20 protein-coding genes are annotated in these 17,937 nt (G+C 60.2%); 12 read left to right on the top strand and 8 right to left on the bottom strand.

Going from position 1 to position 17,937, the window contains the following annotated elements; genetic code table 11:
* From atuC to ppnP, 6 genes are all read left to right on the top strand, one after another.
* Positions 1 to 1,617: an acyl-CoA carboxylase subunit beta gene (gene atuC, locus VLA07_RS08960; protein ID WP_247268228.1), complete on the top strand. Its 1,617-nt coding sequence runs from the start codon at positions 1 to 3 to the stop codon at positions 1,615 to 1,617.
* 30 nt (positions 1,618 to 1,647) lie between these two features.
* The gene (atuD, locus tag VLA07_RS08955) at positions 1,648 to 2,805 is read left to right on the top strand and encodes a citronellyl-CoA dehydrogenase (protein WP_115983977.1); all 1,158 of its coding nucleotides are present in this window, start codon (positions 1,648 to 1,650) and stop codon (positions 2,803 to 2,805) included.
* Complete coding sequence (locus VLA07_RS08950; protein ID WP_333989049.1) at positions 2,802 to 3,599, top strand: enoyl-CoA hydratase/isomerase family protein; 798 nt, start codon at positions 2,802 to 2,804, stop codon at positions 3,597 to 3,599. The genes atuD and VLA07_RS08950 overlap by 4 nt, the downstream gene beginning before the upstream one ends.
* 109 nt (positions 3,600 to 3,708) lie before the next feature.
* Entirely contained in the window at positions 3,709 to 5,670 is a 1,962-nt protein-coding gene (locus tag VLA07_RS08945; RefSeq protein ID WP_333989048.1) for an acetyl/propionyl/methylcrotonyl-CoA carboxylase subunit alpha, read from the top strand.
* 70 nt (positions 5,671 to 5,740) lie between these two features.
* Positions 5,741 to 6,283 (top strand): exonuclease domain-containing protein, encoded by a 543-nt coding sequence (locus VLA07_RS08940; protein WP_134786998.1) that lies wholly within the window; start codon positions 5,741 to 5,743, stop codon positions 6,281 to 6,283.
* A 114-nt stretch (positions 6,284 to 6,397) separates the two neighbouring features.
* The gene (gene ppnP, locus VLA07_RS08935) at positions 6,398 to 6,682 is read left to right on the top strand and encodes a pyrimidine/purine nucleoside phosphorylase (RefSeq protein WP_097088279.1); all 285 of its coding nucleotides are present in this window, start codon (positions 6,398 to 6,400) and stop codon (positions 6,680 to 6,682) included.
* A 70-nt stretch (positions 6,683 to 6,752) separates the two neighbouring features.
* On the opposite strand, the gene VLA07_RS08930 is transcribed toward ppnP, so the two are convergent.
* Both VLA07_RS08930 and VLA07_RS08925 read right to left on the bottom strand, forming a co-directional pair.
* Complete coding sequence (locus VLA07_RS08930) at positions 6,753 to 7,559, bottom strand: MOSC domain-containing protein (RefSeq protein WP_333989047.1); 807 nt, start codon at positions 7,557 to 7,559, stop codon at positions 6,753 to 6,755.
* Positions 7,560 to 7,748: 189 nt separating this feature from the next.
* Complete coding sequence (locus VLA07_RS08925) at positions 7,749 to 8,684, bottom strand: chemotaxis protein CheV (RefSeq protein WP_003226705.1); 936 nt, start codon at positions 8,682 to 8,684, stop codon at positions 7,749 to 7,751.
* Between the two features lie 456 nt (positions 8,685 to 9,140).
* Between VLA07_RS08925 and VLA07_RS08920 the strand changes: the two genes are divergently transcribed.
* The 3 genes from VLA07_RS08920 (at position 9,141) to VLA07_RS08910 (ending at position 11,652) form a co-directional block, all read left to right on the top strand.
* Entirely contained in the window at positions 9,141 to 9,611 is a 471-nt protein-coding gene (locus tag VLA07_RS08920) for a hypothetical protein (RefSeq protein ID WP_330206473.1), read from the top strand.
* Between the two features lie 491 nt (positions 9,612 to 10,102).
* Positions 10,103 to 10,996, top strand: coding sequence for a sensor histidine kinase (locus VLA07_RS08915; RefSeq protein WP_333989079.1), 894 nt, complete (start codon positions 10,103 to 10,105; stop codon positions 10,994 to 10,996).
* Positions 10,993 to 11,652: a response regulator gene (locus VLA07_RS08910; protein WP_007969079.1), complete on the top strand. Its 660-nt coding sequence runs from the start codon at positions 10,993 to 10,995 to the stop codon at positions 11,650 to 11,652. The genes VLA07_RS08915 and VLA07_RS08910 overlap by 4 nt, the downstream gene beginning before the upstream one ends.
* Here VLA07_RS08910 and yegS read toward each other — a convergent pair.
* Entirely contained in the window at positions 11,636 to 12,553 is a 918-nt protein-coding gene (gene yegS / locus VLA07_RS08905; protein ID WP_097088281.1) for a lipid kinase YegS, read from the bottom strand. The genes VLA07_RS08910 and yegS overlap by 17 nt on opposite strands.
* Positions 12,554 to 12,871: 318 nt before the next feature.
* Between yegS and VLA07_RS08900 the strand changes: the two genes are divergently transcribed.
* The gene (locus tag VLA07_RS08900; RefSeq protein ID WP_171061883.1) at positions 12,872 to 13,180 is read left to right on the top strand and encodes a hypothetical protein; all 309 of its coding nucleotides are present in this window, start codon (positions 12,872 to 12,874) and stop codon (positions 13,178 to 13,180) included.
* Positions 13,181 to 13,237: 57 nt separating this feature from the next.
* Here the strand turns inward: VLA07_RS08900 and VLA07_RS08895 are convergent, their stop codons facing one another.
* Positions 13,238 to 14,464, bottom strand: coding sequence for a molybdopterin molybdotransferase MoeA (locus VLA07_RS08895; protein WP_247268224.1), 1,227 nt, complete (start codon positions 14,462 to 14,464; stop codon positions 13,238 to 13,240).
* Positions 14,448 to 14,987: a molybdenum cofactor biosynthesis protein B gene (moaB, locus tag VLA07_RS08890; protein ID WP_003226719.1), complete on the bottom strand. Its 540-nt coding sequence runs from the start codon at positions 14,985 to 14,987 to the stop codon at positions 14,448 to 14,450. The genes VLA07_RS08895 and moaB overlap by 17 nt, the downstream gene beginning before the upstream one ends.
* An 82-nt stretch (positions 14,988 to 15,069) precedes the next feature.
* Here moaB and mobA point away from each other — a divergent pair, with 82 nt between their 5' ends.
* Together mobA and VLA07_RS08880 are read left to right on the top strand one after the other, a co-directional pair.
* Entirely contained in the window at positions 15,070 to 15,672 is a 603-nt protein-coding gene (mobA, locus tag VLA07_RS08885) for a molybdenum cofactor guanylyltransferase MobA (protein ID WP_096794972.1), read from the top strand.
* Between the two features lie 78 nt (positions 15,673 to 15,750).
* Complete coding sequence (locus tag VLA07_RS08880) at positions 15,751 to 15,972, top strand: YgdI/YgdR family lipoprotein (RefSeq protein WP_027613420.1); 222 nt, start codon at positions 15,751 to 15,753, stop codon at positions 15,970 to 15,972.
* Positions 15,973 to 16,049: 77 nt separating this feature from the next.
* On the opposite strand, the gene VLA07_RS08875 is transcribed toward VLA07_RS08880, so the two are convergent.
* The 3 genes from VLA07_RS08875 to VLA07_RS08865 form a co-directional block, all read right to left on the bottom strand.
* A complete protein-coding gene (locus VLA07_RS08875) occupies positions 16,050 to 16,940 on the bottom strand; it encodes a pseudouridine synthase (RefSeq protein ID WP_333989046.1) in 891 nt (296 codons plus the stop codon).
* Positions 16,941 to 17,021: 81 nt separating this feature from the next.
* Positions 17,022 to 17,339 carry a transcriptional regulator gene (locus VLA07_RS08870; RefSeq protein WP_003226726.1) on the bottom strand — a complete coding sequence of 106 codons (318 nt, stop codon included), beginning with the start codon at positions 17,337 to 17,339 and terminating at the stop codon, positions 17,022 to 17,024.
* Between the two features lie 167 nt (positions 17,340 to 17,506).
* On the bottom strand, positions 17,507 to 17,743 hold the full coding sequence (locus tag VLA07_RS08865; RefSeq protein ID WP_027613422.1) for a glutaredoxin family protein: 237 nt from the start codon (positions 17,741 to 17,743) through the stop codon (positions 17,507 to 17,509).
* Positions 17,744 to 17,937 lie beyond the last annotated feature (194 nt).

Here is a 17,937-nt window from a genome sequence, read left to right as displayed (position 1 = left end):
ATGCCGCAGATCCAGTCCGAACTCGATCCGCACAGTGAAGCTTTCGCGCGCAACTGCGCGGCGATGCTCACGGCCATCGAGCACGTCAAGCAACTGGAACAGAACCTGCTGAACAAGGCTGCCGAAGCCAAGGGCAAATTCGACAAGCGCGGGCAACTGCTGCCCCGCGAACGCCTGAACCTGCTGCTCGACCCCGGTGCGCCGTTCCTCGAACTGGCGAGTCTGGCCGGCTACAAGCTGCACGACGACAAGGACGGCAGCGCTGCCGGTGGCGGCCTGATCGCCGGCATCGGTTACGTGTCCGGCATCCGGGCGATGGTGGTGGCCAACAACAGCGCGATCAAGGGTGGCACGATCTCCCCCACCGGCCTGAAAAAATCCCTGCGGCTGCAACAGATCGCCCTGGAAAACAAACTGCCGGTGATCACTCTGGCAGAGAGCGGCGGCGCCAACCTCAATTATGCGGCGGAGATATTCGTCGAAGGCGCACGCAGTTTTGCCAATCAGGCGCGGATGTCGGCCATGGGTTTGCCGCAAATTACCGTGGTGCACGGCTCGGCGACGGCCGGTGGCGCCTATCAACCGGGGCTGTCGGATTACGTGGTGGTGGTGCGCGGCAAGGCCAAGCTATTTCTTGCCGGGCCGCCACTGCTCAAAGCCGCGACGGGCGAGGTCGCCACCGATGAAGAGCTGGGCGGCGCCGAGATGCACGCGCAGGTCGCCGGCACCGCCGAGTATCTGGCCGAGAACGATGCCGATGGCGTGCGCCTGGTCCGCGAGATCTTGCGCATGCTGCCGTGGAACGAGCAACTGCCGTGGCTGCCGGAGCCGCAATACAAGGCGCCGCTGTACCCGATCGACGAGCTGCTCGGGCTGATTCCCGACGACCCGAAGAAGCCCTACGACGTGCGCGAAATCGTTGCGCGGATTGCCGATGAATCGGAGTTTCTCGAATTCAAGGGCGAGTTCGATCAGCAAACCATTTGCGGCCAATTGAAAATCCACGGTCGCGCCTGCGGCTTGATCGGCAACAACGGCCCGATAACGCCGGCCGGGGCGAGCAAGGCCGCGCAGTTCATTCAGCTGTGCGATCAGAGCCAGACGCCGCTGCTGTTCTTCCACAACACCACCGGTTTTATGGTCGGCACCGAGTCCGAGCAGCAAGGCGTGATCAAACACGGCTCTAAACTGATTCAAGCGGTGGCCAATGCGCGAGTGCCTAAACTGACGATTGTCGTCGGTGGCTCCTACGGTGCCGGCAACTATGCGATGTGCGGACGAGGTCTCGATCCACGTTTCATCTTCGCCTGGCCCAACAGCCGCACCGCGGTGATGGGCGGCGCGCAGGCCGGCAAGGTGCTGCGCATCGTCACCGAGGCCAAACAGCTCAAGGAAGGCCTGGTGCCGGATCCGAAAATGCTCGACATGCTCGAACAGGTCACCGCGCAGAAACTCGACAGCCAGTCCACCGCGCTCTACGGCAGCGCCAACCTGTGGGACGACGGCCTGATCGACCCACGCGATACACGCACCCTGCTCGGTTACCTGCTGGATATCTGCCACGAAGCCGACATTCGCACGTTGCAACCCAACAGCTTCGGCGTCAGCCGCTTCTGACTGCCTCGGAAAACAAGGAGAACAATAAAAATGATCTTCACCCCGGAACACGAAGCACTGCGCCGCACCGTCCGCCAATTCGTCGAGCACGAAATCAACCCGCACGTCGATGAATGGGAAAAGGCCGGGCGCTTTCCGATCCACGAGATTTTCCGCAAGGCCGGCGACCTTGGTCTGCTGGGGATTTCCAAACCGGAAAAATTCGGCGGCATGGGCCTCGACTACAGCTATTCGATTGTCGCCGCCGAAGAGTTCGGCACCATTCATTGCGGCGGTATTCCGATGTCGATCGGCGTGCAGACCGACATGTGCACCCCGGCGCTGGCCCGCTTCGGCTCCGATGAATTGCGCGACGAGTTCCTCCGCCCCGCGATTACCGGCGAGCAGGTCGGTTGCATCGGCGTCTCGGAAGTCGGTGCCGGCTCCGACGTCGCCGGGCTCAAGACCACCGCGCGCAAGGACGGCGACGACTACGTGATCAACGGCAGCAAGATGTGGATCACCAACTCGCCCAGCGCCGACTTCATCTGCCTGCTGGCCAATACCTCGGACGACAAGCCGCACATCAACAAGTCGCTGATCATGGTGCCGATGAACACCCCGGGGATCAGCCTCAGCTCGCACCTGGACAAGCTCGGCATGCGCAGCTCGGAAACCGCTCAGGTGTTTTTCGATAACGTGCGTGTGCCGCAGCGCAACCGCATCGGCCACGAAGGCGCCGGGTTCATGATGCAGATGCTGCAGTTCCAGGAAGAACGCCTGTTCGGCGCGGCGAACATGATCAAGGGTCTGGAATATTGCGTCGACAGTACCATCGAGTACTGCAAGGAGCGCAAGACCTTCGGCAACGCGCTGATCGACAATCAGGTGATCCACTTCCGCCTCGCCGAACTGCAGACCGAAATCGAATGCCTGCGAGCGCTGGTCTATCAGGCCACCGAGCAATATGTGAAAGGTCAGGACGTCACGCGTCTGGCATCGATGGCCAAGCTCAAGGCCGGCCGTCTCGGCCGTGAAGTCAGCGACAGCTGCCTGCAATATTGGGGCGGCATGGGCTTCATGTGGGACAACCCGGTGGCCCGCGCCTATCGCGACGTGCGGCTGGTTTCGATCGGCGGCGGCGCCGACGAAATCATGCTGGGGATCATCTGCAAACTGATGGGCATCCTGCCGGGGAAAAAGAAATGAGCCCCCTGCCCGATTGCCAGACTCTGTTGCTGGAACTGCACGGCGGCGTGCTGCACATCACCCTCAATCGCCCGGACAGCCGCAACGCGATGAGCCTGCAAATGGTCGCCGAACTGCGCGTGGTATTGGCGGCGGTGCGCGATGACCGCGGGGTTCGCGCTCTGGTCCTCAGCGGTGCCGGTGGGCATTTCTGTGCGGGGGGCGACATCAAGGACATGGCCAATGCCCGTGCTCAGGGGCCCGACGCTTACCGCGTGTTGAACCGCGCCTTTGGAGCTCTGCTGCAAGAAGCTCAGGACGCACCACAAGTGCTGATCACCGTTTTACAGGGCGCAGTGCTCGGTGGTGGTTTCGGGCTGGCATGTGTCAGCGATATCGCGATGGCCGACCATCAAGCGCAGTTCGGTCTGCCGGAAACCAGCCTCGGTTTGCTGCCAGCGCAGATCGCTCCGTTCGTGGTGCAGCGCATCGGCCTGACCGAGACCCGCCGACTGGCGCTGACTGCCGCGCGTTTCGACGGCCATCAGGCGCGGCGGCTGGGACTGGTGCATTTTGTCGAGCAGGATCCGCAGGCACTGGCAGAACGCCTCGACGAAGTGCTCGACCATGTTTTGTGCTGCGCGCCCGAAGCGAATGCGGCGACGAAAAAACTGCTGCTCGCCAGTGCCGGGCAGCCTTCGAGTGAATTGCTGGATGAAGCGGCGCGGTGGTTCAGCGAAGCGGTGACCGGGGCCGAAGGGATCGAGGGCACCATGGCTTTCGTGCAAAAGCGCAAACCGCGATGGGCCCCTTAAAAGCTTCGCGAGCAGGCTCGCTCCCACAGACGGAACGCATTCCAAATGTGGGAGCGGGCTTGCTCGCGAAGAGGCCAGCACCAACACCGCAAATTCCGAGGGAACAGCCATGCCCGTCATCCACAAAATCCTGATCGCCAACCGCGGTGAAATCGCCTGCCGCATCCAGCGCACCGCCCAGGCCCTCGGCTATCGCACCGTCGCCGTATTCAGCGATGCCGACGCCGATGCCCTGCACGTGCAGATGGCCGATCAAGCGGTGAACATCGGCGCCGCACCGGTGCAGCAGTCCTACCTGAACATCCCGGCGATCCTCGACGCCGCCCGCCGCAGCGGTGCCGACGCGATCCATCCCGGCTATGGCTTCCTCTCGGAAAATGCCGAATTCGCCCGTGCCTGCGCAGAGGCCGGCCTGACCTTCATCGGCCCCAGCGCCGAGGCCATCGAGCTGATGGGCAGCAAGCGCCTGTCGAAAATCGCCATGCTCGACGCTGGTGTTCCCTGTATCGCCGGCTATCAAGGCGCCGCGCAGGATGACGCCACGTTGCTGCGCGAAGCCGGGCGCATCGGCTATCCACTGATGATCAAGGCCAGCGCTGGCGGCGGTGGACGCGGCATGCGTCTGGTGCACAGCAGCGAGGAATTGCCGGCGCAATTGCGCACCGCCCGCTCCGAGGCGCTGAACGGTTTCGGCAGTGATGAACTGATCCTCGAACAGGCGCTGATCGAACCACGGCACGTCGAGGTGCAACTGTTCGGCGATCATCACGGCAACCTGATCTACCTCGGCGAGCGCGATTGCTCGGTGCAGCGCCGCCATCAGAAAGTCGTCGAGGAAGCACCCTGCCCGGTGATGACACGCGAGTTGCGCCAGGCCATGGGCGAAGCGGCATTGAAAGCTGGCCGAGCGGTGAATTACGTCGGTGCCGGCACCGTCGAGTTTCTGCTCGATGCCCGTGGGCAGTTCTACTTTCTGGAAATGAACACCCGTCTGCAGGTCGAGCATCCGGTGACCGAGTTGATCACCGGGCAGGATCTGGTCGCCTGGCAACTGGCCGTCGCCGAGGGGCAGCCGCTGCCGTTGACTCAGGATCAGGTCGCGCTGAACGGTCACGCCATGGAAGTGCGTCTGTATGCCGAAGATCCGACGCAGAATTTCCTGCCGCAGACCGGTCGTGTACAGGCCTGGGAACCGGCGTTGGGCCCGGGAGCGCGGATCGATCATGGCTTGCTCGAAGGTCAGTCGATCAGCCCGTTTTATGATCCGATGCTCGGCAAACTGATCGCCCACGGCGCCACCCGCGAAGAGGCACGGCGCAAGCTGCTGCGCGCGGTGCAGGACAGCGTGCTGCTCGGCGTTCAGAACAACCAGCGTTTGCTGGTCAGCCTGCTGCAGCATCCGCAGTTCATCAGCGGCGAGTTCAGTACCGCGTTCATTGCTCAGCATTTCACTGACCACCCATGCCTGCACACTTACGCCCCCACCGCCGAGGAGCTGGCCATCGCCGCCGTGCTGTTTTATCAGGCTGTCGCGCAGGCGCATCGTGCGCCGCTCAAGGGCTGGCGCAACAATGTCGGCGCGCCGCTCAATTACCGCCTCGGGCTTGAACAGCAGGACTGGACCGTGCAACTGCTTGCGCACGGCGATGACCGCTTCACCGTGAACGTGATGCAGCGCGCACTGGTACTGACCGTCATCAATTGCGACGAACGCGCGGTGACGCTGGAAGTCGACGGGCTGCGGCAACTTCACGCCTACCGGATCGATGGCGAAGAACTCTGGCTGTTCACCCACCCCGGCAACCTGCGCCTGGAGGATCGAACTCATGCGCTGATCAGCAGTCAGAGCAGCGTCAGCTCCGGCACACTGAAAGCGCCGATGGACGGTGCCATCGTCGACGTGCTGGTCAGCGAAGGCAGCCCGGTCAGCAAGGGTCAGTTGCTGGTGGTGCTGGAGGCAATGAAAATGGAGCATCCGCTCAAGGCCGGCATCGACGGCGTGCTCAAGCGGGTGCAGGTCAAGGTCGGCGATCAGGTAAAAAATCGTCAGGTTCTGTTGCAGGTCGAGTGAGTCGCCAGGCGCAAACGCAAGGTTTGACTACGCTCTGATCTATCAGGACGCGTAAATCAGGAAACCTGCGATGCCCCATTGGCTGGTCATTGATCTGGAAGCCACCACAGATGAAGGTGGCTGGCCGGTTACGGAAATGGAAATCATCGAAATCGGCGCGACGCTGGTCGACCGTGCCGGTCGCGAGCAGGATCACTTTCAGCGGTTCGTCAAACCGACCCGGCGGCCGTTGCTGACGCCGTTTTGCCGTGAGCTCACGCACATCACCCAGGCCAACATCGACACCGCACAGCCGCTGAGCGAGGTCTGGCCAGCATTCGAACGCTGGCTCGGGCAACACCAGACGCGCCTCGAAGGCTGGGCCAGTTGGGGCGATTACGACCGCAAACAGTTGCTCCAGGAATGGCAGCGCCTGCAACTCGACAGCCTGCTGAGCCGGGTGCCGCACATGAACCTCAAGCAGCGCTTTGCCAAAGCCCGGCGCCTGGAACGACCGTTGGGCCTGAACGGTGCGCTGCAACTGGCCGGCATGCAGTTCAGCGGTCAACAGCACCGTGCCCTGGAAGATGCGCGCAATACCGCGCGGTTGCTGCCGTTGGTCTTGCCACTCTGAAGTCAGGGCGAGAACTCGCCGGACACGCCCCGGGCAGGTGACGGCGCAGGGAGCCTTGTGCATACTGGCCAGCCCTTTTTAACCCTTTTTTGCCCTTTTCGAGAGGAATCGCCCATGTTCAAAGTCAACGAGTACTTCGACGGCACCGTCAAGTCGATCGCTTTTGGCACCGCTGAAGGTCCGGCGACCATCGGCGTCATGGCCCCGGGCGAATACGAATTCGGCACCGCTCAGCGCGAGATCATGCACGTGGTCTCCGGTGCGCTGACCGTCAAACTGCCGGACAGCAGCGACTGGGAAACCTTCGCCGCCGGCAGCCAGTTCAACGTTCCGGCCAACAGCAAGTTCCAGCTGAAAGTCGCCGTTGAGACTGCTTACCTGTGCGAATACCGCGGCTAAGCCCACGGTTTTTCCCGGTGCAAAAAAATGCCCGTGTCCATGGACACGGGCATTTCATTTCTGGCCTCGGTTACTCGAGGATTTCCACCGGCATTCCGACTTCCAGCTGACCATTGCTGTCGTTGACCAAATTTTGCCCGAACATCGCACCATCGGCCTGCGCACGATATTTCTGCAGGGTTGCCAGCGGTTCGCGATCAGCACTGCGTTCGCCGGTTTGCGGATCGATGGTGGTCAGAATGCAGCGCGAGCAAGGTTTCACCACGCGGAACTCGACGTCACCGATACGAATGCGCTTCCAGCCGTCCTCGGCGAACGCCGCGCTGCCTTCGATCACCAGATTCGGCCGAAAGCGCAGCATCTCGAGCGGTCGTCCGACCTTTTGCACCAGATCCTCAAGTGACGCTTCGCCAATCAGCAACAGCGGGAAACCGTCGGCGAACGCGACCTGATCGTCCTCGCGGCCATAACCGGCCTGCGTCATGCGCGCGCGATCAAGGGGCACCTGCACCAGACGCGTCGGCTTGCCGATGAAATCGCTGACCCAACGGGCGGCTTCATCACCGGCATCCGGAACCCGCAGTGTGTCACGCCAGATGGTCACACCGCGCAGGTGGGAATCGGCCTCGGGCAGTGGCACGTCCAGCGCGGCAAGCCCGGGCGCGCTGAGGGTCAGACCGCCCTGCGCGTTCCACAATGCCGACAGCTGACTCATTTTCGCTTCGGCCCGCTGGGTCAGAAAGCGCCCGCTGGCCTCGTCCACGAGCATCCAGCGTCGGTCCCCTGCAAGGCCCAGTTTGTCCAGGCCAATCGATTGCAGAATCTCGGGTTTGCCGGATTTCAACGGATAACGATAAAGCGCGCTCAGACGCAGCATGGCCAGCTCCCCGGTGGGCAAAAAAGCCACCCTATACGAGCTTTATCGGCGAATCAAAAGAGTTTGTGCAGTGCAAACCTTGTGGGAGCGAGCCTGCTCGCGAAAGCGGAAATTCATTCAACACATGTGTTGACATGGAATCCGCCTTCGCGAGCAGGCTCGCTCCCACAGGAGGCTGAAGCGTCAGGATCAGGCCGGCACTTCATCGAGCATCAGACGCTGACGCACCACATCGACCAGTTTGTCCGGCTGGAATTTGGAGAGGAAGTTGTCGCAACCGACCTTCTTCACCATCGAGTCGTTGAAGCTGCCGGACAGTGAAGTGTGCAACACCACGTACAGACCGCGCAGACGCGGATCGTTGCGGATCTCGGTGGTCAGGCGATAGCCGTCCATTTCCGGCATCTCCGCGTCGGTGAACACCATCAGCAGTTTGTCGGTCATGTTCACGCCGGTATCGGCCCAGGCCTTGAGCATGTTCAGCGCCTTCAGACCGTCGCTGGCGATGTGCATTTTCACCCCGAGCTGGCCGAGGGTGTCACGCAATTGCGAAAGCGCCACGTTGGAGTCGTCCACCAGAAGCACTTCGCGGCCACGGGCACGCTCCAGCACCGGATCATCGAGCTTGTCACGCGAGACCTTGGCGTTGTACGGGACGATTTCGGCGAGGACTTTCTCGACGTCGATGATTTCCACCAGTTGATCGTCAACCTTGCTGATCGCGGTCAGGTAGTGCTGGCGGCCAGCACTGGTCGGCGGCGGCAGAATGGCTTCCCAGTTCATGTTGACGATGCGATCCACGCCACCGACGAGGAAAGCCTGCACCGAACGGTTGTACTCGGTAACGATGATGGTGCTGTTCGGGCCCGGCACCAGCGGGCGCATGCCGATCGCCTGAGACAGATCGATCACCGGCAGCGTCTGCCCACGCAGGTTGACCACGCCGCAGACAAACGGGTGACGCTGTGGCATCAAGGTCAGCTTTGGCAGTTGCAGAACTTCCTGAACCTTGAACACGTTGATCGCGAACAATTGGCGTCCGGCCAGTCGAAACATGAGAATTTCCAGGCGATTCTCACCCACCAGTTGCGTGCGTTGGTCTACCGTGTCGAGAATGCCGGCCATCAATGACTCCTGGGCTTGTTCTGATGAATTCACTACTAAGTGGGGTTATCGGCTGTTTATGGCGATTCTTGATCCCCACAAAATTCACCATCAAAATGCCACACATGGGCATTGATGTCACATTAACATCATGGTTTACTGACCCGGTGTTTTCATCTGCTACATCCTCTTCTGGCGCGACCACAGTTTGCGCCACAGGTTCCCGCGCGTAAGGGAATCCCCTAGGAACAATCAGGCCCAACCTGATGTTCGCAATATCCAATAGCCATTAATGTGACGCCATTCTCATTGCATGAACGGAGTCAGGCTATTGTGTGCGATCGCAGGTCAGTGGAACCCCACCCTCTGGAAAACCTCAGCCAGTGCAATTGCACGGTGGGGCGCGATCTCCCGACGATCCACGAACGTCGACACACACGGCATTCCCTCATCAGACATGACGCTGTGGAGATAAGCATGCCAATCGACCGTAAAGACTGGGCGCAACGCTTTCCCGAATTCCTCGTCGAAGCTGAAACACTCCTGGCCAAGTCCGAAGAGTGCCTGAGCCACCTGCAATTGATCAGCAACGACAAAGATGCCATCGACTGCATGCGCAACACCCTGCTCAAGCTGGCGAGTCGGGCTGAAGCGTTGGCACTGGAGGCGATCTCCGAGTTTTCCCTGCATATTCACAGCCTGCTCGACCACGCGCCGGATCATATCGATCTGCACGCACAGGCGCTGAATGCGCTGCAGGACTGTTTCACCCTGATGGCCTGGCAGATTGAACTGGTCGATCACAATACCGGCCAATTGAGCCTGGATGGCAGCGAACAAACCTCACTGATCGAAGCGTTCGCGTTTCAGGTCGGTCAAAGCCAGTTCAAGCCGCCGCTCCGGCCCCAGCCGGTTTCGCTGTTGTCTTTTTCCGAGCGTCAGGCGTGATCCGCCGCATTCAAAGCGTAAATCCAGGCTGAAGATGGGAATCGCTGAATGTCGCAATTGAATAGTTCATACCTGCCAGCGACAATTCGAATTAAATAATCACACCTGACACCAGCGGATATTCTGCCGCGGCCTCAGGGTTTGCCTGTGTCTGTGTAACGATCAACTTCGAACCGCACGGATCTCTACCAAGCACAATAAAACGACATTTTCCATAATGGAACTCACGTCCAACATGGCGTATTTCCTGACTCATTGGACATATATGGCAAACGCGACCAACGGTATCTTAAGTGGTATTATGCCGACCGTTAGTTGCTTTCAACTAATGGCACAGTGATTCAGCGACTGTCATCCAACGAACTTGATGGTCGAATATCGTTCACTGTACTTCGTTAAAATCAATAACATAATTGACAGCATTTTCAGACAGAGATCCGCCAGCCACCGGCCGGTCTGCCCGTAGCGAACATCCATTGGCTCCATCCGTTATGTACGCCAGCCTCAAGTCAATCATCAAATGGCCACCGTCCCGGGAAAATGCACGCCGGTTCACTCTCATATTGAGTGTCATCGCCGCCGCTGGCAGCCTGCTGACCTACGGATTGTCTGCTCCGCTCTCACTGGGTCTGCTGCTGTTGAATATTGCCGCCACTGCTTGTGTCTGGGTGCAATATCAACTGTCGCGCAAATCGATCAAGTTTCAGCCTCAGGAACTCGCCGATCGTTTGCTGGAAGTCCAGGAAAACGAACGCCACCGTCTCAGCCGTGAACTGCACGACGATATCGGCCAGTTACTGACAGCGGCCAAGCTGCAAAGTGAATGGCTGAAAAAACGCCTGCCAGCCGACTTGCAAGCGCAATGCTCGACACTCTGCGACACCCTTGATGAAACCCTCAACAAGGTGCGCGACGTTTCCGCCATTCTCAATCCGCGCCAACTGACCAGCCTCGGGCTGGAGGCCAGTCTGCGCGCGCACCTGCTCAAGACCCTGGCGAACACCTCGGTGCACTGGAGCCTCGATTGCCAGCAACGGCTCAATGGCATTCCGGAAGAAATGGCGGTCGCTGCCTTTCGCATTGCCCAGGAAGCGGTCACCAACATTCTGCGTCACGCGCAGGCCAGCAATCTGCTGATCCGCGTGCAACGCTTGCCAAAAGGCCTGACGCTGTTGATCAGCGACGACGGCCAAGGCTTTGCGCCTGCCGCGGACCCGGGCCGGGAAGGACAGCGCGGAATGGCCGGGATGGCCGAAAGGATCGAACAGTTGGGCGGCACGCTGAACGTCATCAGCGAGCCGGGCAAAGGCACTCAAATCGAAGCACTATTCCCCTGGGCGCCCCGTGCACTCGAGCGGGCCAGTACGAATAAGGTTATGCGTTGACTTGTAACTTACTTCTGGTGGATGACCACTCGCTGATCAGGGCCGGCGTGCGCGCTCTGGTGCTCGATATTCCCGGTTACGCGGTCGTTGGCGAAGCCAGCGACGGCTCGCAGTTGCTCGAAATGGTCGAGCAACTGGCGCCCGACATCGTGTTGCTGGATATCTCGATGAAGGAAACCGGTGGCCTGGAAGCCTTGCAACGGCTCAAGCGGGTGCGCCCGCAAAGCAAGGTGCTGATTCTCTCGATGCACACCGATCCGGCGCTGATCATGCAGGCGCTGGAGTCCGGCGCGCACGGTTACCTGCTCAAGGACACCACGGCCACCGAGCTTGAACACGCCCTCGAAGCCTTGCGTAACAACGAGCGCTACCTGAGCCCGGCCATCGCCCACACCGTGATCAACCAGGCGCTGACCCGTACGCAGAAAAACCAGCCGGAAGTGGCCGACTCGCACAATCTGACGGCACGCCAGCTGGAAATCCTGCGGTTGATCGTACGCGGCAAATCCACTCGGGAGATCGCCAACGGCCTAGGGCTGAGCATCAAGACCGTCGAAACCCACCGCTCGCAGATCATGAAACGCCTGCAGATCTACGACGTGGCGGGTCTGGTGTTGTTCGCGGTGCGTGAACAGATCATCAGTCTGGACGACTGATCGAACCCGCGCCGCCCAACAGCGGCGAATGCTCCGGCAAATGCACCTGCAAGGCGGCGGGGCGCGCCTCGAAACGCAGGCTGTCGCCCTCCAGCGGCTCGCCGTCAAGGTTGATGCTCAGCCCCTCGGCGACCTTGATTTCGACCCAGGGCAAACGGGCCCGGACAAACATATTGTCGAGGCCGAAGCCGTCGCTGAGCAGGTTCTTCAGCGTGCCCACCAACTCCTGTGGTGCCGGCAGAATACTGATGTCCAATAGACCATCGTCCGCCAGTGCCTGCGGGCACAAGACGTGTCCGCCGCCTGCCTGACGACCGTTGCCGATGCCCAATGCGAGCAGCTCGCCGCTCCAGTGAAAGTCCGGCCCTTGCAGTTCACCGTAAGCCGCGTGCAGCTCACTGAAGCGCGACAAACCGGTGAACAGATAAGCGGCCCCGCCGAGCACTTTTTTCAGATCTTCAGAGGTATTGGCCGTGACCTGGCTGCCGAAACCACCCGTCGCCATGTTCAGGAAAATCTGCCCACCGACTTCGCCCAGGTCAATCTTGCGCGGTGGCACGTCCAGCATTTCCAGTGCTTCGGCCGGCTCCAGCGGGATCCCCGCCGCGCGGGAAAAATCGTTAGCCGTTCCTAGCGGCAACAGCACCAGACTGGCCTCGTCCGGATGCGCGGCAAGCGCTTCAGCGATATCGCGCAACGTGCCATCTCCGCCTCCGGCGATGATCTTCCGAAAGCCACTCGCCAGTGCTTCTTCCACCAGACGCTGAGCGTCACCGGCCTCCCAGGTCAGCCGTACGGCCAATTCCCAGCCCTGCTTGCGTTTGCCTTCGACGGCGGCGCGAACCGCCTCATTGAGTGCCTGCTTGCCATGCAGAATCAACAGCGCCCTGCGTTCACTCATTACGGTCACTCCCCAAGATTGAATCGGTATGAAACATCTTGACCACTGGTGCAGGCAAAAAAGCCATGGGAACACCATTTAATTCAAGCGACTGACCCGTTGCGTCCTACGCGACGGTATTTTTTCTTACAACATGTGAGGAATCGGCTCAATTGACCGGACACGATCCTTGATTCACCTTGTGCAGGTGGTATCAATTTTCGATTCAACAACACAAGGATGTGCAGGTAATGATTGGATACACCCTCGGAGCTGTTGGCAGTCTGGATGACGGGAAGGCCGGTGCGCTTACACTTGAAACAGCCGATGGACATTTCCATGCCAAGCCATGAAGCCAGAATTGCAAATAGTCCGGTTGCCCCTCTCGACGAAAGTCGCGCCAGCCACAAATCCGATTTCAGAAAGAACGCCAGAACCGCTGGAGAAGTTGATATGGAACCGCGCGTGACCGAACTGGAAACCCACCTCAAATACATTCGTCGGGATATGGACGAAGTTCGCGGGGATGTAAAGACCATCAAGCACCGTCTCGCCTATTCGGCGGGTGCGACGGCGGTGGTCCTGGGACTGCTGGGATGGGTTGCCAACAGCCGGTTCGATCAGTTGGTCACACTGATGAGCCATTGACAGAGGAATGCAGGCATCGACGCGGTATCGGTCGAGCCTGCAATTACCGGAAGCGGATCAGCCGAGCAGGTCGCTCAGGGGAATGAACCCGACCTCATCGCCTTCTACCAGCGTGCGGCCTTCCAGCACCTCTACCAGACCATCCGCCCAGGCCGCGCTGCGCAGCACACCGGAGCTTTGATTGCGGTAGATGATCGCCCGCCCCTGCTCGAGACGACCGCGCAGGTATTCGCGCCGATTGCCGGCCACAGGCCAGACAAAACCTGCCGGAATCGTAAACTTCAGGGGTTCGACATCCTGTACGCCCTGACGCCGCAACAAGTAGGGCCGCGTGAGCAGAGCAAAGGTCACCAGCGTCGAAGCGGGGTTGCCCGGCAGACCGATGACCGGCACCTTGCGAAAATGGCCAACTGTCAGCGGCTTGCCCGGTTTAATGGCCAGTTTCCACAGCGCCAGCTCGCCCTCTTCCCGCAATGCGATGCCAAGAAAATCCGCTTCACCGACCGACACGCCTCCGGTCGAGAGAATCAGGTCGACACCCTGCAAGTCGCCAAGGCGCGCCCGCGTGGTCGCCAGATCGTCCGGAAGAATACCGGCATCAATCACTTCACAACCCAGGCGCTGCAGCCAGCTGCACAACACCACCCGATTACTGTTGTAGATCTGCCCCGGCCCCAGCGGCCGGCCCGGCTCGACCAGCTCATCGCCGGTGGACAGCACCGCCACTCGGACCTTGCGTACCACATTCAACCCGGCACACCCCAGCGACGCCGCCAGACCTTGTTCGATCGGTCCCAGCCGGGTACCTGCCGCCAGAATCAACTCACCCACGGTGGTTTCCTGGCCTTGCGGGCGAATGTTCTGGCCGACGCTCATGGTTTCGATGAAACGCACGCTGCCGTCGTCCTGAACTTCGGCGTTCTCCTGCATTTCCACGCAATCGGCCCCGGCAGGCACTGGCGCACCGGTGAAGATCCGCGCGCAGGTACCGGGCTTCAACGGCTCAGGCGCCTGCCCGGCAAAGACTTTCTGGCTGACCGGCAGCGGTGCGCCGGTCCAGTCGGCCAGATTCAGGGCATAACCATCCATGGCGCTATTTGGCCAGGGTGGTAGGTCCAGGGTCGAAACCAGGTCCTCGGCGAGCACCCGCCCCTCGACTTCGGCCAAGGGCAGAAACTCGCGTTCGACAATCGGCGAGGCTTCAGCCATCTCCAGCAGGCGGGCCAACGCTTGCTCGACAGGCATCAGGCTGCCGGTCTTGCCCGGCTTACCCACGGGATTCACAGGGCGCCGCCTGTTTCAGGTGAGGGACGAAGTTGCACGGACGGTGCCGCGAATCCAGCTGTTCGGCGAGAATGCCGTCCCAACCGGTGCGCACCGCATTGGTCGAACCTGGCAGGCAGCACACCAGTGTGCCATTGGCCAGGCCGGCCAGTGCCCGCGACTGCACGGTCGAAGTACCGATATCGGCCACCGAGATCTGGCGGAACAGTTCACCGAAGCCGTCAACCTGCTTGTCGAGCAGACAAGCCACGGCTTCAGGCGTGCTGTCACGCCCGGTGAAACCAGTGCCGCCGGTAATCAACACGACCTGCACGACGTCCTCGGCAATCCAGTGGGCAACTTGCGCGCGGATCTTGTACAGGTCATCTTTGAGCAGGACCCGTTCGGCCAAGCGGTGACCGGCAGCAGTCAGGCGGTCGACGAAGACCTGGCCTGAGGTGTCGGTTTCCAGGGTTCGGGTATCGCTGACAGTCAGCACCGCAATGTTCAGCGGCGCAAAAGGTACATCGGCCTTGGCTTTCATTAGGCTCGTCCAGTTGTAGGAGAAACAGCCCGGTGTTATATCACAGCGCCTGAATTTTTCGCCGCCCCGCTGGAGAGCTGCCATGACCTCGAATACGCCATTGCCCCCCTGCTCCATTCTGCTCCTGGCAGGCGGACGCGGCCAGCGCATGGGCGGCCAGGACAAAGGGCTGGTCGAATGGCAGGGTGAGCCGCTGATTGCGCATTTGCAGCGCAAGGTTCGACCGCTGACTGACGATCTGATCATCTCCTGCAATCGCAATCACGAGCGTTATGCAGCCTACGCCGATCAATTGGTCAGCGATGAGCAAGGCGATTTTCCCGGTCCCCTGGCCGGCATCCTCGCCGGACTCAAGGCAGCCCGCCAGCCACACCTGCTGGTCTTGCCCTGCGATGTGCCGCGAATCGACGCCGCGCTGTTGCAGGACATGCGTGAAACCGCCGGCCGGTTTCCTGAAAAACCTTTAATGTTGCGTCACGACGACCACTGGGAACCCCTGCTGTGTGTAATTCCCGTCGCCCTATTGCCCGCCTTCGAAACCGCGTGGAACGCCGGCGAACGCAGCCCCGGCCGGGTCATGCGCAATCTCGGCGCGACTGCCCTGCAATGCCCGGACAATGACCCGCGCCTGGCCAACCTGAACACCCCCGAACTGTTAAATACGCACAACACTGTGTCAGACTGACAGCATTCAAGGAACTCTCACGCCTTGTATACGTCTCAAGCTCAGTAACCAAAAGTATTCCCATTCGGAGACACACCCATGACTCAACGGACCCTCGCCACTTTCATGCTCGCACTGGGCCTGGCTACCCTCGCTGGTTGCTCCTCGCCAACAGTGCTCACCTTGAATGACGGTCGCGAAATCCAGGCCGTCGACACCCCGAAATATGATGAAGATTCGGGCTTCTACGAGTTCAAGCAACTGGACGGCAAAGAGACCCGCATCAACAAGGATCAGGTTCGTACCGTTAAAGAGCTGTAAGCTTTACGTCGACGCCGGATACAGAAAAGCCCGCATTAATGCGGGCTTTTTCATGGGTGAGGGGAAAGTGAATGGCGTCACCACTGCAGGGTGATCTGACTTTCGAACTCGCGTTCTTCGCCGGTGACCGGGTCGACAAACCGCAGCCCCTGTGCCAACAGCTTCAACGGATTGGCATAGTCATCCTCAACGTCTTTCAGCACATCCGGGTAGAACGGATCGTTACAGATACTCGCTCCCAGCGCGGTCATGTGTACCCGCAACTGATGCTTCTTGCCGGTTACAGGGTAAAGGCCATAGCGCCACAGATCGCCGTTCTTTTCCCGGACTTCCACCGCTGTTTCCGTATTGGCGACGCCTGGCCCTTCCTGCATGCGGAAGAATGGTTCGCCATCGATCAGACGGCTTTTGTGCACAAGGGGAAATTCCAGCTCCGGCAGCGCACGGGCAATCGCCTCATAGCGTTTATCGATCTGCCGGGTCGGGAACAACGACTGATAGGCCGAACGGGTCTGCGGATTGGCCGAGAAGATCACCAAGCCTGCCGTGTGCCGGTCAATGCGGTGCAGTGGCACCAGATGCGGATTATCGAGGCGACGGATCAGACGACGCAGCAACGTCTGTTCGACGTATTCGCCGGCCGGCGTCACCGGCAGGAAGTGCGGCTTGTCCGCCACCACCAGATGTTCGTCCGCATACAGGATCGACTCGACCACCGGGATCGGTTTTTCATCCGGCACTTCACGGAAGTAGTGAATACGCAGGCCTTCCTTGTACGGCAGATCCAGCGCAATCGGCTGTCCCTGCCCATCCAGTACCCGGCCCCGGGCGATCCGGTCCAGCCATTGCTCGCGACTGATCGCACTGAAATGCTCACACAGGCAATCAAGGACCGTAGGCCAACTCCCCGGAGGAAGGTAAAGGGTGCTGGCCTGATTATGCGCAGCGGAAAACGTTGGTGTGGACATACGGAAATTCGAACCCTCAATGCAGGTCGGCATTATCCAACACTGAGCGATACGAACCTAGCGCCGATTCCACCGCCCGCCTCAGGCCGGGATCGACTTGAGCGCGGCGGCTTCGGTGAATTCCTTGAGCCAGCGCAGCACATCGACTGCCTCCCAGCGCCCCGGGTCATACAAGGCATAGAGCAGGCCCTGATAACCGACCACATCCAGTTGCTTGTGATAACCGGCACGCTGGAACAGCGCCTCGATCTCGGCAAAACAGGTGTTGAAATGCAATTTGTTGAAAGGCGTCTTGCCCTCCGTGACCAGCCCGTCCAGGCGCAACTCGAGGACGGCCTCGCGCACCACGTCAACCGACATCCGGTTCACGCTGTTCTTCAACTGTTCGACATTGACCAAGGTTCGTCCCTCTGACTGCCGGATTCACCTGCTCAAGTCATCAAAAGCAGCAGGCCCATCCAATTACTGTATGCACATACAGTAACCGAATAATCCGCAAAGCGCCAAGGGAAGGGTGCGCGATCGCGACCGGCGGAAAGCCATATCGCGTCAACGAAGAAACAGGCTCAGCGCAGGAAGGCCACCACCTGATCGGCACTGAAAGGCCAGCTCAGCTCCGCGCCGGTGTCAATTCGGCGCAGTACCGGAATTCGCAGGCTGTAAGCCTCGAACCAGGATTCATCGTCAGCAATATCCACCAGTTCGACCAGCAGACCATGCTCGACAAAAGGCATCAACTCGGCCTCTGCCACCTCACACAAATGGCATCCCAAGGTGCCGAACAACTGACATTCAGGAGGCATGATCGCTCAACCGGAAAAATGAGCATTCATTCTAGGCCTGCCTCGAAAACCCGTCGAGCCGCTGCCGCCCAAAGGCCCGAGCACGGCAACCAGTACGCAAAACCCTGACGCAAATCAGTCCAGAGAAAAGCCAATCAGGCCATGCTCCCGCGCTTTTTGCCTCTACGCTTGAGAAGCCTGAGCCTGACATCGGA

This window comes from Pseudomonas sp. S3(2024), assembly GCF_036861315.1.
Taxonomy (GTDB): Bacteria; Pseudomonadota; Gammaproteobacteria; order Pseudomonadales; family Pseudomonadaceae; genus Aquipseudomonas; species Aquipseudomonas putida_A.
Note: the sequence above shows the minus strand (reverse complement) of the source record. Positions and strands in the feature narration are given on the sequence as shown.

What these genes read in the sequence shown, in the direction of transcription:
- VLA07_RS08900 (WP_171061883.1), top strand. Translation starts at nt 12,872, where the DNA reads ATGCCAAGCCATGAAGCCAGAATTGCAAATAGTCCGGTTGCCCCTCTC.
- VLA07_RS08865 (WP_027613422.1), bottom strand. Translation starts at nt 17,743, where the DNA reads ATGCCTCCTGAATGTCAGTTGTTCGGCACCTTGGGATGCCATTTGTGT.
- atuD (WP_115983977.1), top strand. Translation starts at nt 1,648, where the DNA reads ATGATCTTCACCCCGGAACACGAAGCACTGCGCCGCACCGTCCGCCAA.
- atuC (WP_247268228.1), top strand. Translation starts at nt 1, where the DNA reads ATGCCGCAGATCCAGTCCGAACTCGATCCGCACAGTGAAGCTTTCGCG.
- ppnP (WP_097088279.1), top strand. Translation starts at nt 6,398, where the DNA reads ATGTTCAAAGTCAACGAGTACTTCGACGGCACCGTCAAGTCGATCGCT.
- VLA07_RS08920 (WP_330206473.1), top strand. Translation starts at nt 9,141, where the DNA reads ATGCCAATCGACCGTAAAGACTGGGCGCAACGCTTTCCCGAATTCCTC.
- VLA07_RS08930 (WP_333989047.1), bottom strand. Translation starts at nt 7,559, where the DNA reads ATGCTGCGTCTGAGCGCGCTTTATCGTTATCCGTTGAAATCCGGCAAA.
- mobA (WP_096794972.1), top strand. Translation starts at nt 15,070, where the DNA reads ATGACCTCGAATACGCCATTGCCCCCCTGCTCCATTCTGCTCCTGGCA.
- VLA07_RS08945 (WP_333989048.1), top strand. Translation starts at nt 3,709, where the DNA reads ATGCCCGTCATCCACAAAATCCTGATCGCCAACCGCGGTGAAATCGCC.
- VLA07_RS08875 (WP_333989046.1), bottom strand. Translation starts at nt 16,940, where the DNA reads ATGTCCACACCAACGTTTTCCGCTGCGCATAATCAGGCCAGCACCCTT.
- VLA07_RS08880 (WP_027613420.1), top strand. Translation starts at nt 15,751, where the DNA reads ATGACTCAACGGACCCTCGCCACTTTCATGCTCGCACTGGGCCTGGCT.
- yegS (WP_097088281.1), bottom strand. Translation starts at nt 12,553, where the DNA reads ATGAGTGAACGCAGGGCGCTGTTGATTCTGCATGGCAAGCAGGCACTC.
- VLA07_RS08940 (WP_134786998.1), top strand. Translation starts at nt 5,741, where the DNA reads ATGCCCCATTGGCTGGTCATTGATCTGGAAGCCACCACAGATGAAGGT.
- moaB (WP_003226719.1), bottom strand. Translation starts at nt 14,987, where the DNA reads ATGAAAGCCAAGGCCGATGTACCTTTTGCGCCGCTGAACATTGCGGTG.
- VLA07_RS08950 (WP_333989049.1), top strand. Translation starts at nt 2,802, where the DNA reads ATGAGCCCCCTGCCCGATTGCCAGACTCTGTTGCTGGAACTGCACGGC.
- VLA07_RS08925 (WP_003226705.1), bottom strand. Translation starts at nt 8,684, where the DNA reads ATGGCCGGCATTCTCGACACGGTAGACCAACGCACGCAACTGGTGGGT.
- VLA07_RS08915 (WP_333989079.1), top strand. Translation starts at nt 10,103, where the DNA reads ATGTACGCCAGCCTCAAGTCAATCATCAAATGGCCACCGTCCCGGGAA.